Origin of the sequence: Labrys sp. WJW (genome assembly GCF_001676615.1) — a bacterium.
GTDB classification, from domain to species: domain Bacteria; phylum Pseudomonadota; class Alphaproteobacteria; order Rhizobiales; family Labraceae; genus Labrys; species Labrys sedimenti.
On record NZ_LYXZ01000061.1, the window covers coordinates 1 to 11,585 of the forward strand.

Sequence of the window (11,585 nt, forward strand, 5' to 3'; positions counted from 1 at the left end):
CCGCCGCCCGCCACAGCGGCGGGCACAGTGCCAGCGCCTACGCGCTTCTGGCGATTGCTCCCGCCCTCGCACTGCTGACGGGCGCCCGCAACATCGTGATCCGCGCTATCGTCCTGGCCGGCATCACCGCCATGGTGATCGCCCTGGCGGGAACGAAGATGGCGCCGCCGCCCAGTCTCGGTGCGCGCTTCCTGGACGGACTGGGCGTCGTGCTTGCCCTTGCTGCCGTCGGTGGCATCGTGCTGATGGAATTGCGGCTGCGGCGCTACGACCGCCAGCTCGTGAAGTCCGGTGAAGCCCGCTATACCCTGCTGGCGGAAAACATCAGCGACCTCGTGACCCGGCACGGCAAGCGCGGTCAGGTCGTCTATGCTTCGCCAGCCTCCCAGGCCTTGTTTGGTGCCGAACCGTCCGAACTGCTCGGCCAGGGCCTGTTCGACTATGTGCATATCGCTGACCGGCCGGCTTATCTCTCCGCCCTTTCCAGCGCCGAGATGGACGGCCTCGCCTCGACGGTGGAGTTCCGCCTGCGCCGCAAGGGGGAGGGGGCTCCCGTCTTCCTGTGGGTGGAGATGCGCTGCCGGCCGCTGGGCGAGGACGAGGATCGCCAGACCGTCGCCGTCATGCAGGACATCACCGACCGCAAGGCCTATGAGCACCAGCTCATCGACGCCAAGATCGAGGCTGAGAAGGCCAATGCCGCCAAGAGCCGCTTCCTGGCGACGATGAGCCATGAACTGCGCACGCCCCTCAATGCCATCATCGGCTTTTCGGAACTGATGCTGAACGAGGAGATGATGAAGCTGTCGGCGGAGCGGCGGCATGAATATGCCGGCCTGATCCATGACAGCGGCCATCATCTGCTGTCGATGGTCAACGGCATCCTCGACATGTCGAAGATCGAGAGCGGCAGCTTCGAACTGGTGCCCGAATCCTTCCAGATCCGCGATCTCATCGAGAACTGCCGCAATATCCTGCTGCTGAAGGCGCAGGAACTCGGCATCTCCCTGGAGACCGCCATCGCGCCCGACATGCCGCCGATCATCGCCGACAAGCGCGCCTGCCGCCAGATCTACCTCAACCTGATGTCCAACGCGCTCAAATTCACCAAGCGCGGCGGCCATGTCACCATCGGCGCGCGCCAGGAGAAGTACGGCGTTGCCCTCTTCGTCGCGGATGACGGTGTGGGCGTGGCGCGCGAAGACGTGCCGCGGCTGGGCGAGGCCTTCTTCCAATCGACGGCCGGCAAGCCGTCCAAGGACTACGAACGGACCTATGAAGGCACCGGTCTCGGCCTTTCCGTGGTCAAGGGCCTTGCCCAATTGCATGGCGGGCGCATGGAGGTCGACAGCCTGATCGGTCACGGTACCACCGTGACGGTCCAGCTGCCGTCCGATTGCGAAAGCGAAGCCTCGCGCCGGGCCTTTGCCAGCGGTGCCACCATTGAAATGCTGCCGGTGCGTCCGGCGGTCCAAGATCATTTTATCGAAGAAGAATTGGGGAAGAAGCGTGCGTGAAGCGTTAGCCCGTTCCGATCGCGATTTTCTGCTGTCGGACAAGGTCGAAGAGGCCCCCTCGCGCTATGTCGGTATCGTCAGGGTGATCCTGCAGCGTCCGGCTGAGGTCGCGGGACTGGCGGTGATGGGTGGCCTCAGCCTTGCGATCCTGGTCAATGCTCTGGTTCTGCAGAACGGCACGCATACCTCTCCCTTCATCGCCCAGCGCGGCTCTGCCTCGTCGGCTCCTTCCGTTTCGGCGCCGGGTGCAGACGCACGTGGGGCCGGCGATGCCGCCGCCCAGGATGCGGTTGCCGTGCTGCGGGACGTCCAGCTCGCCTTGGCCGAGAGGGGGCTCTATGACGGCCTGGCCGACGGGGTCCTCGGTCCCAAGACCACCGCGGCGATCCGCTCCTTCCAGCAGCACAACGGCATGCCGGTCGACGGCCAGTCCAGCGCGGCGCTGCTCACCAAGATCATCGCCAGTTCCAGTCCCCTGCTCACCACCGAGCCGAGCACAGCAGAGGCCCCCCCGGCTCCGCCCGTCGACCAGATCGCCGCGCTGATCAATGGCGAACCGCCGGCCCCGGCCGGCCCGCAGCCTGACAAACGCGTGCTCGGGGTCGAGAAGGCACTGGCCAAGCAGGGCTATGGTCCCCTGAAGGTCGATGGTTTCATGGCGGCCGACACGCGCAACGCCATCTCCCGCTTCGAGAAGGATCGCGGATTGCCGGTAACCGGCCAGATCTCGACGCGGCTGCTGCAGGAATTGACCCGCTCCGGTACCAAGGTGGAATGAGCGCCCGGCTCAAATCCAGCCTGTTCGTGGCGGCCTATCTTCGCCGCGCCATGGCCGAAGGCGCCTTCGCCGCGCTGCGTCAGCGCGGCTCGGAGGAGGCCGGGGCCATCTTCGTCAAGATCGATCATCTCGACGGCACCGCGGCGCTTTACGGCCCGGCGCCGCAATCGCTCATCACCGAGGATGATGGTGTGCGCCGCTTTGTTCGGATCACGCCGCCGGACGCCACGCCCCTGGATGCGGAGACGCGGCTGCAGCGCGAATTCCGCTTCGACCCCGACCTCTGGGTCATCGAAGCGGAAGACCGCCAGGGCCGGCATTTTCTCGACCTCGCCGAGGAAAACTGAAGCGGGTATTACCCGAATTACCATTCGGCAATGTATCAAAACGTGATTCCGCAACCGGCTGCTTTGGGTGCATAGTCTGGCCTGGGGCGGCCGGTGGTGCCTTGCCGGATGCCCCATGCCCGAAAGGCCTACGCCTATTTTGTTGGGCGCGTTTTGCCCAAAAAGGGCCAATTGGCCGTAATATCGGGCCCCGATGTGCAAAATCGCACACCGGAGTCACGCCGCAGCGACGGCGGGCGGCGTTTAGTGCGTATGTACACAGACTGTTAACTTTCCTTACCTGCTAATGACCCCAAAGCGAACGGAGTCTCGATTTCTGGTGCAATCTGCTGATAGGTCCCGCCATGAGCATCGTCCTGCCATTTCCCAAACATCCCCAAGCCCCCCGCCCTCCGAGTGAACGGGAGGCCCGGGAGCATAGTGCCGAAATCCTTTTCTTCACCGGCGTGCGCATCGAGCGCCACGTGGAAGATGATCGCCAGTCACCCCAGCCGCGTCGCGGCGCCGGTGGTGGCAAGCGTCATCGCAAGGCGTGAGTTCCAGCGACTATCTCGACCGAGCCGAGGGCGCTCTCCTCGGACTTGCCATTGGTGATGCGCTGGGCACCACGCTCGAATTCTCAGCCCGCGACAGCCATGCTCCCCTGACCGACATCGTCGGCGGCGGGCCATTCGCCCTTCCACCAGGGGCCTGGACCGACGACACCTCCATGGCGCTTTGCCTGGCGACCAGTCTTCAGCAGCACAAACAATTCGATCCCCGGGATTGCATGAACCGTTTCGTCAATTGGTGGCGGCACGGCTATCTGAGTGCGACCGGCGAATGCTTCGATAGGGGTGACCAGCAGGGCCCTGGCTCGCTATGAGGCCTCGCGCAATCCGTTCGCCGGCCCGACAGCCCCCGATACCGCCGGCAACGGCTCCCTGATGAGGCTGGTGCCCGTCGTCATCGCGGCTCGGGGGGATCGCCAACGTGCCCTGTTGGATGCGGCGGACCAGTCCCGCCTGACCCATGGGGCCGAGGAAGCCGTCGAGGCCTGCGTCTATTTCGCAGCTCTGCTTTTCGAGGCCCTGCACGGAGCCGATCCGGCGAGCGTGCTGCGGCCGAGGTCCTTGCAGGAGAACCGTCCCGAGCGGTTGCGGCGTTGTGCAAGCACGGATTGGCGGCTGGTCGAGCGCGATGCCATTTCCTCCAGCGGCTATGTCATGCACACGCTGTAGGCGGCGTTATGGGCCGTATCCCGCGCCGGATGCTTCCAGGATGCGGTGGTAGACGCAGTGAATCTGGGTGGGGACGCTGACACGATCGGCGCTGTGACAGGCCAACTGGCCGGCGCCTTGTGGGGACGAAGCACCATTCCGATCGCCTGGCAGCGCAAGGTCGTGTGGGGCGACGAGATCATCGAGACGGCTCGCGCGCTCGCTCTGGGTTGAAACGGTCTCGAGCATCTTCTCGACCGAAAAGTCTGTCGACGTTTCTGGAAAACATCCTAGCGACAGCTTGCCGGTTCCAATCCCCGCTCGACATCGGCTTGCTGGGTCGGTTCAGGCACGAGCGCGCGCACCACGATCAAACCCGTCGGCTCCGGTGCCTGAAGGCGCAAGGCGACCGGCAGGTCCGGACCTTGCTTGGCCCTGATCTCGGCAAGCTGCGCGAGCGTGAACAAAGTCATGTCGAGCGCGCCGTTCGCCCCCGCCCGGTCGGTCAGGGTGTAGAAATTGAGACCCGCTGGCGTATAGAACGACACCGAGAGAAAGCCGGCATTCAACGGTACATGCACATGGACCGGCCCGCCGGCCAGGTCGTAGCGGCAGAAGGCCGTGACGATGGCCGGGTCCGGCAGCGGCAGTGGGGTCTTGTCGGCGGTCAGGACGACGAAACGCCCGAGCGGGGCAATCGCGCTTGCACGCTGGAAGCCGGTCTGTCCGCTGAGGCGGGGCAAAGTGACGATCGCGGTCAGGTGAACCACGACGCCGATGAGCAGGCCCGCGAGCGTCCATAGCAGCCAGCGGATCACGTGGTGCCTCCAGCCATGCAGTCGAGCCGTTCGATCGCAGGGACGGCGATGGTCCGGCCGGCGCCGAACTCCGTGGCCAGGCCTGTCGAGATCGGACTGTCATACAGGCGCAGGATCAGGCTCATCGGTCCGGGGGAACTCGGCAACCAGTTGCCGGGCTGGCTGTCGGGCGCCACCGTGATGGTCACGCGGCCTTCTTCGCCCCTCAGAACGGAAGAACTGGTGAAGCCGGCCCGGTTGCTGGGATTGCGTGGGAGCTTGTCGGATCGATCATAGAGGCTGAGGGTCCACCAGCGCGCCTGCGGCAGCAGGGCCGAAAGGCGGTATCGGCAGGCGCCATCGAGCGCTCGCCCCGCCGAATCCTCCCATGCCGTGAAGGCAAGGCCTTCGCCAGGTCCGAGTGGCAGGTCTCCGCTGCGGGCGATGCGCGCGCGGCTGTAGCGATCGGCCCCGAGCGGATCGGCCAGGGGCCATGCCGTCCAGGGACCGAACCGCAAGGCGCCGAGCTGGAAATCGGACCCGGTAGCCCACCAGGTGAGGCCGAGCCCCAACACGCCGCCGAGGGCAAGGGCATAGACCAGCCCCAGGATCGAGGAGAAGCCTTTCATTCGATCGCCGAAGCCGGCGCCGGGCGGCGCATCTGGGCTGCCTGCCTGGCAGGCATGCGATCGGCCTGCTCGATCAGGGTGGCGACATCCCGCAGGATCTGGGTCGCGCTGCGGGTAAGGACAGGCGGCGGTGCGGGAGCCATCTGGGCTGCATCCGCGGCATTGGGCGCCGACGGTTCGTCCTTGCTGGGCTGCTGCCCCGGCGGGAAGGGGGCGACGCCGGGGATCGGCCTAATTTCCACGCCTTGGTGAGCGACGGTCATCACCTGCTGCCAGGTCATGGCCGGAAGCGAGCCGCCGGTCATCTCCTCGGTGGGCTGGAAATTATCATTGCCGTACCAGACCCCGCCGATGAAATTGCCGGTAAAGCCCATGAACCAGGCATCGCGGTAGGAATTGGTGGTGCCTGTCTTGCCCGCCACCTTGATGCCGGGCAACTGGGCTCGCTTGGCCGTGCCGTTTTCGACAACGCTGTTGAGCATGCCGTTCATGTCGGCGATGACCTTGGGGTCGATCACCACCGGATCTTCGCGGGCGGGATCGAACTTGTGGAGAAGGTCGCCCTTGGCATTGCGGATCTCCAGCGCTGCATGGGGAGGCGCCTTGTGTCCGCCGGACGAGAAGACGCCATAGGCGCCGGTCATCTCCAGGAGATTGACCGCCTCGACCCCGATCGGCAGGGCCCAGGACTCCTTGAGTTCCGTCTCAATGCCCATGGTCTTGGCCGTCTCGATGATCATGCGCCGGCCATCGGCGGCGCTTTTGCTGAGGGCCAGGGAAATCTTGACGGGTATGACGTTGATCGAGCGGGTAATGGCCTGCGTCAGCGTGATCGGGCCGGAGAATTTGTGGCCGAAATTCTGGGGACACCAGTTCCGGATGCAGACGGGTGAATCCACCACGATGGATTTGGGGGTGAAGCCATTCATCAGGGCGGTGGCATAGACGAAGGGCTTGAAGGAGGAGCCGGGTTGGCGCAGGGCGTCCGTGGCGCGGTTGAACTGGCTCTGGCTGTAGTCGCGCCCGCCCACCATGGCACGCACGGCACCATCGGGCTCCATGACCACGATTGCACCCTGATGTACGTTATAGTCCTTGCCATATTGGCGCAGATTGGATTCCAGGGCGTTTTCCGCCGTCGCCTGGATGATCGGATCCAGCGCCGTGCGCACCACGAACACGGATTCGCTGCCCAGCGCACCGTCATCGGCGAGGTCGGCGATCTCGCCATAGGCCCAGTCCAGATAATAGTCGGGTGCCTTCTCGCGCGCCCGGTCGATCGGCGTGGCCGGATTGCGGCGGGCACCGGAGACCTGGCCCTCCGTCATGAAGCCGGCATCGACGAGATTGCTGAGAACCTGGTTGGCCCGCCCACGTGCTGCTGCAAGGTTGTTGGTCGGCGCGTATTTGGTCGGCGCCTTGAAGAGGCCGGCTAGCATGGCGGCTTCCGCCAGGGAGACGTCACGCACCGACTTGCCGAAGTAATATTGAGCGGCCGCCTCGATGCCGAAGGCGCCGCCGCCCATATAGGCGCGATCGAGATAGAGCTTGAGAATCTCGTCCTTGCTCAGATGCCCCTCGAGCCAAAGCGCCAGATAGGCCTCCCGGATCTTGCGTTCCAGCGTGCGCTGGTTGGACAGGAAGAGATTCTTGGCGAGCTGCTGGGTGATCGAGGAGCCGCCCTGCACCACGCCACTCGCCTGGCTGTTGACGGTGAGCGCGCGTAGCGTGCCGATGACGTCGATGCCGAAATGATCGTAGAAGCGCCGGTCTTCGGTGGCGAGAACGGCCTTGATGACATAGTCGGGCATGTCGGCCAGTGCCACGCTGTCATTGCTGCGGATGCCGCGCTGGCCGACGATATTGCCATAACGATCCTCGAAAGTGACGGCGATGTCGGCGCGGCGCAACCAGTCATCGCCGATCTGGCGGATCGCCGGCTGCATCAGCATCAGGCCGAAGATCATGCCGGCCGTGCCCAGCGTCAGCCCTTCACAGCCGACTTCCACCAGCATCCGGCGCCAGCCCGAGACCTGGAACCTGTTGGAGATGTCGGAGCCGCGCTCGATCCCGGCTCGCACTTTCTGCCACGACGCGTAGACGGCGTTGTCGAGCCATGAGTCCAAACGAAGGGCGGCGCGGCTCAGGCGCTTTCGAAAGGACGGCTCTGGCTTGCGTTCAGGCACGATGGAACCAACCGGTACGCGAAAGACGTCAGGATGGACAGTCTAACCCCCGGTCGCCGATCCTGAAAGACCCACGCCGATTTTCCGCCGGGCATGGCAAATGCCATGGCTTGCGAAATTTTTCATTCGTGCCTGTCGGCGCCGGATGTGGCGCGTCGTCCTTGGGGTAAGTCCGAGAGTTTTGCCCATGAGGAGGAAGACCATGGCTGAAATCGCCCCGAACGGCATGAACACGCTGTCGCCCCATCTGGTCTGCGATGGCGCAGCCGATGCCATCGAATTCTACAAGAAGGCTTTTGGCGCCGAAGAGATGATCCGCCTGCCCGGACCCGACGGCAAGCTGATGCATGCCTCGATCAAGGTCTGCGGCAGTTCGGTCATGCTGGTCGACGCGAACAGGCAATGGGGCCTGCTATCGCCCAAGATGCTCAACGGCACCCCCGTGACCATCCATCTCTTCGTCGCCGACGTCGACGCTTTCGTCGCCCGCGCTGTCGAGGCGGGCGCCGAAGTGGCGATGCCGGTGCAGGACATGTTCTGGGGAGACCGTTATGGCGTGATCAAGGACCCCTTTGGGCATCATTGGTCGATCGCCACCCATCAGCGCGACCTCACCGTCGAGGAAATCCAGGAAGGCATGCGCAAGATGGCCTGCTGAAACGCTCCCTTCCGGCGGCCCGCCTTCTCACGAAGGGTGACTCTGACCGGCTGTTCCGCTATGGCAACGGCGATGGAACAGCCTTCGAAGCCCTTCTGGAAGACCAAGCCCCTGGAGGCCCTCTCCCCGGAGGAATGGGAGAGCCTTTGCGATGGCTGCGGGCGCTGCTGCCTGGTCAAGCTCGAGGAAGAGGAAACCGGCGACACCTATTTCACCGATGTCGCCTGCTTCATGCTCGAGTGCCACAGCTGCCAATGCTCCGACTACGAGCATCGCAAGCGTCATGTCCCCGATTGCGTCACGCTGACGCCCGAGCTGGTGCGCACCATCGATTGGCTGCCGCCGACCTGTGCCTATCGATTGGTTGCCGATGGCGAGGATCTCTATTGGTGGCATCCCCTGGTTTCGGGGGACCCCAATACCGTGCACCAGGCCAATGTCTCGGTGCGCGGCAAGGTCAAGGCCGACGACAAGCAGGTGGGCGAGGGCGAGTGGGAAGAGCATGTGGTGCGCTGGCCCATGCGCGTACCCAAGGCGGCCCGCAGGCGCTGAAGCCGTTGTAGATACGACGTCACGTCGCCATGCCCGAGACGGCAGGATGCGGGCCGGCGACGATCGCCTGCGGGGTTTTCCTGCCGCGGCGGCGGCAGATGCCGTTCGAGTGCGCCTGAGACGAGTGGAATCTCGGTGACGAGGCACCGAAACGGCGACGCGTCATCGAGCATCTCCGTGCGTATGTTCTGGGAATTGCCCCACTCGGGCAGCATTCCAGCAACACAACACACCTATCTTGGCATCATTCAACAGGAGTTGCGGGATGGAAACGCTTGTCGATATCGGCTCTGCTGCCGTGCTTATGGTCTTGGCGGGCATGATCTTGCATGTCGCCTTGTCCATGCCGGTTTGAGGCCGGACAAATACTAAGTTTACTCTTTGGTAAACATGTTTTGTCGAAGGAGAGGAGTTTGTGCGTTTTCGCACAGAGCGAATGCGCTCAACTGTTCGAAATAGGGCGTGTTGAACATCAGATTCGGGGGAAGATTGATGACACGTGCGCAACTGGTTTTCGATCGTCCTGAGCGGCTGGCTGGCTTCGGCCGCGTTAATCCCTCCGCAGCTGGACGGCATCTCAGTTTTGCGATCTCGACCCTCTCCTTCGTCGTGATCGCCGCTTCCGCCCTGTTCCTTGCGTCTTTCTTCTAGGCCTGGTGCCGTCTATCAGCATCTCGCCTACTGGAAGCGCACGGGGGAGCCGGCCCTGTCGGCCATGGTCTCGATGAAGGAGCGATAGGCCGAGACGGCGGTGACGGCGGTGATCGTGCCGCAATCGCGCCCCTTGCCACCCATCACGGCCGAGATCACGCCGACCAGTACATAGCTCGCACCCTGGCGCTGGAACACGGGGCCGCCCGAATCGCCCCGGCAGATGCCGTTATTGTTGATGGTGCGGCGGGTTGCCTTGTGATCGATCAGGAAGAGCTGGTGGGATTTGCTGTCGATCTGGTCCAGCATGTCGAAGCGCCGCTCACGCAGCTTGCCGGCGCTGCTGACCACGCGATCGCGGCTCATGCCGAAGCCGGCGACCTGGACGTCGACGAAACTGCCGTCATCGGCGATACGCGAGGCCAGCGGCACCGGCACCAGCCAGTCGGGAAAATCGTGGTCGACCCGGATCAGCGCGATATCGTTGATCGCGGCCGAAGTGCCGAGCGCCGTGACGTCGAACTGGGGATGGATCGCCACCTGGGTCGCTTCGGCAAAGCGGAAACGGAACTGGGTGTCGAGGGCGCGGATGCGATAATCGCCATGCCCGCTCAGGAAGCAATGAGCAGCCGTGAGCACAAGCTTGCGGGAAATTACCGTACCACTGCATTTAGTGCCGCTCGGCCCGGTGATCTGCACCACATGACTGCGCACGCCGGTGGGATCGGTGACGTCGCGCCCGCCTTTGATCGCCAGGGCTGGCATGGTGAGGGCCACGAAGGACATGACAGCGGCGGCGAGGCGGGTTTTCATCATGGCTAAGCTGTAGAGCATTTCCAACCAAAACCAAATTATTGCGCGTTCGGGCGGATTCTTCTTGAGCGAGTCTCGGATTCGACCTGGAAGAAGCGGCCGGGTCTCAAACGCCGGGCGGTCATGGCAGGGACGCTCCCATTCGCGCTGCATTGCTGCGAATCCAGGGCAGGGCGGTACCCAGCAGGGCCACGCCCGTCATGCCGCCGCAGCCCCGACCGCTATTGGCGCCCACGGCCGAGGCCAGCACGCCCACGAGCATGCCCTCGCGCAGCACCGGACCGCCCGAATCGCCCTGGCAAGCGCCGCCGACCCCGCTGCTTTCGCGCAGGCGCAATTGCACCCTGGAGATGGGCGGAGCTCCTTCCAGCGCGATCTCGCGCAGGACGCCGCCGCTCTTGCCGGCATTCTGGGCAGTCAGGCCGAATCCGGCGACGCGGTAAACCGCACCCGCGATGCCTGCTTCAGCCGTCAGGGAAAGCGGCGCATAGCCCGCCAGGGGCGTATCGAGCTTCACCAGGGCAAGATCGATGGTGAAATGCCGTTTGTCATAGGCCTTGGCATCGAATTGGGGATGGACCGCCACGCTGCCGAGCTGTGACAGCACCGGCTTGCCGGCCTGATAGGTCAGCAGGCGGTAATTGGCGCCCTTGCGCACGCAATGACCCGCCGTCAGCAGAAGATCGGAAGCAATGACGGTGGCCGAGCAAAAACTGCCGCGATCGGAGACGATCATCACGACATGGCGGGTCATATCGGCGGCTGCCGGGCTGCCGCCGACGATGGCACGGGCCGGCAGCGCCGACGCAAGAGCCATGACCAGGGTCAGAAGGGCGATCATGGGCGAGCGTAGGGCCCAGATCGACATCGATGCCTGTATGCGTGACAGGCCTAGCCCGGGTGCGAACCAGCCAGGGCCTGTCGCATTAACGGGGCGCGCCTTCTGGCGAAAGGCGGGATTGAGCATTACGTTCATGCCGTGTTCAGTGGCTCTGCACAATGATGATGGCTCGAATCGAGGGGAATTGCGGCGAAATCTAGAGCAAGGCGCGTCGGGCGGAAATGCCGCCTTGTTCTAACTCCTTGTTTCGGCGCGTTTTTGGATTTTGCACGAGGCGAGCTATAGCAGAAGGATGAGGATGGGGCGGATATTTTCCTTAGCCGTGGCCCTTGCCCTGGGATTGGGGTGGTTTGTAGCGCTGCAGCCGGCGATGGCTGCTTGCGTCAGCCTCAGTGAGGCACGCCCGCTCGTGAAGTCGGGTACGATCGTGCCTCTTCTTTCGGCATTGGGAGCGGCCCGACGTGCGGTAAAGGGGGAAATGATCGACGGCAATTTGTGTGGAGACCCTGGCAATTACCGCTATGTCGTCACATTTCTGGGGACCGATGGTCGGGTGATAAGAGCGACGATCAACGCCAAGACCGGCGAAGTCGTGGGTGTGAAGTAAAGGAATACCG

The 11,585-nt window shown here is 63.9% G+C and carries 14 protein-coding genes and 1 pseudogene; 9 read left to right on the plus strand and 6 right to left on the minus strand.

All coding sequences use genetic code 11. The features are described 5' to 3' along the window. The 5 genes and pseudogenes from BA190_RS29785 to BA190_RS37105 all read left to right on the plus strand — a co-directional run. On the plus strand, positions 1-1,517 hold a 1,517-nt coding region (locus BA190_RS29785), incomplete at its 5' end, for a PAS domain-containing sensor histidine kinase (RefSeq protein WP_068296736.1). Then, positions 1,510-2,295, plus strand: a complete 786-nt coding sequence (locus BA190_RS29790) for a peptidoglycan-binding protein (protein ID WP_068296738.1) — start codon at positions 1,510-1,512, stop codon at positions 2,293-2,295. The genes BA190_RS29785 and BA190_RS29790, both read left to right, overlap by 8 nt. Continuing rightward, the gene (locus BA190_RS29795) at positions 2,292-2,642 is read left to right on the plus strand and encodes a DUF1491 family protein (RefSeq protein WP_068296740.1); all 351 of its coding nucleotides are present in this window, start codon (positions 2,292-2,294) and stop codon (positions 2,640-2,642) included. Before BA190_RS29790 ends, BA190_RS29795 begins: the two co-directional genes overlap by 4 nt. Positions 2,643-3,174: 532 nt before the next feature. Further along, positions 3,175-3,507: an ADP-ribosylglycohydrolase family protein gene (locus BA190_RS37100; protein WP_256390556.1), complete on the plus strand. Its 333-nt coding sequence runs from the start codon at positions 3,175-3,177 to the stop codon at positions 3,505-3,507. After that, positions 3,479-3,943: pseudogene (locus BA190_RS37105) on the plus strand (ADP-ribosylglycohydrolase family protein); the annotation flags it as partial. The gene BA190_RS37100 and the pseudogene BA190_RS37105, both read left to right, overlap by 29 nt. A 188-nt stretch (positions 3,944-4,131) precedes the next feature. Here the strand turns inward: BA190_RS37105 and BA190_RS29810 are convergent. The 3 genes from BA190_RS29810 to BA190_RS29820 are packed head-to-tail and all read right to left on the minus strand — an operon-like array spanning position 4,132 to position 7,393. Then, positions 4,132-4,659: a DUF1254 domain-containing protein gene (locus BA190_RS29810; protein ID WP_068296749.1), complete on the minus strand. Its 528-nt coding sequence runs from the start codon at positions 4,657-4,659 to the stop codon at positions 4,132-4,134. After that, positions 4,656-5,267, minus strand: a complete 612-nt coding sequence (locus BA190_RS29815) for a DUF1214 domain-containing protein (protein ID WP_082980129.1) — start codon at positions 5,265-5,267, stop codon at positions 4,656-4,658. Before BA190_RS29815 ends, BA190_RS29810 begins: the two co-directional genes overlap by 4 nt. After that, positions 5,264-7,393, minus strand: coding sequence for a transglycosylase domain-containing protein (locus tag BA190_RS29820; protein ID WP_371260434.1), 2,130 nt, complete (start codon positions 7,391-7,393; stop codon positions 5,264-5,266). The genes BA190_RS29815 and BA190_RS29820 overlap by 4 nt, the downstream gene beginning before the upstream one ends. Before the next feature lie 262 nt (positions 7,394-7,655). Here BA190_RS29820 and BA190_RS29825 point away from each other — a divergent pair, with 262 nt between their 5' ends. Next, positions 7,656-8,111, plus strand: coding sequence for a VOC family protein (locus BA190_RS29825; protein ID WP_068296756.1), 456 nt, complete (start codon positions 7,656-7,658; stop codon positions 8,109-8,111). Between the two features lie 60 nt (positions 8,112-8,171). Beyond that, positions 8,172-8,663 carry a YcgN family cysteine cluster protein gene (locus BA190_RS29830; protein ID WP_068296759.1) on the plus strand — a complete coding sequence of 164 codons (492 nt, stop codon included), beginning with the start codon at positions 8,172-8,174 and terminating at the stop codon, positions 8,661-8,663. A gap of 19 nt (positions 8,664-8,682) precedes the next feature. Here BA190_RS29830 and BA190_RS36240 read toward each other — a convergent pair whose 3' ends face one another. Next, positions 8,683-8,829 carry a hypothetical protein gene (locus tag BA190_RS36240; RefSeq protein ID WP_156771762.1) on the minus strand — a complete coding sequence of 49 codons (147 nt, stop codon included), beginning with the start codon at positions 8,827-8,829 and terminating at the stop codon, positions 8,683-8,685. A gap of 326 nt (positions 8,830-9,155) precedes the next feature. Here BA190_RS36240 and BA190_RS36245 point away from each other — a divergent pair, with 326 nt between their 5' ends. After that, positions 9,156-9,314: a hypothetical protein gene (locus tag BA190_RS36245; protein WP_156771763.1), complete on the plus strand. Its 159-nt coding sequence runs from the start codon at positions 9,156-9,158 to the stop codon at positions 9,312-9,314. A 27-nt stretch (positions 9,315-9,341) separates the two neighbouring features. Here the strand turns inward: BA190_RS36245 and BA190_RS29835 are convergent, their stop codons facing one another. Together BA190_RS29835 and BA190_RS29840 are read right to left on the minus strand one after the other, a co-directional pair. Continuing rightward, positions 9,342-10,130, minus strand: coding sequence for a trypsin-like serine protease (locus BA190_RS29835; protein WP_068296762.1), 789 nt, complete (start codon positions 10,128-10,130; stop codon positions 9,342-9,344). A gap of 118 nt (positions 10,131-10,248) precedes the next feature. Beyond that, positions 10,249-10,995: a trypsin-like serine protease gene (locus BA190_RS29840; protein ID WP_162275254.1), complete on the minus strand. Its 747-nt coding sequence runs from the start codon at positions 10,993-10,995 to the stop codon at positions 10,249-10,251. A gap of 271 nt (positions 10,996-11,266) precedes the next feature. On the opposite strand from BA190_RS29840, the gene BA190_RS29845 reads away from it, so the two are divergent. Next, positions 11,267-11,575 carry a PepSY domain-containing protein gene (locus BA190_RS29845; protein WP_156771764.1) on the plus strand — a complete coding sequence of 103 codons (309 nt, stop codon included), beginning with the start codon at positions 11,267-11,269 and terminating at the stop codon, positions 11,573-11,575. Positions 11,576-11,585 lie beyond the last annotated feature (10 nt).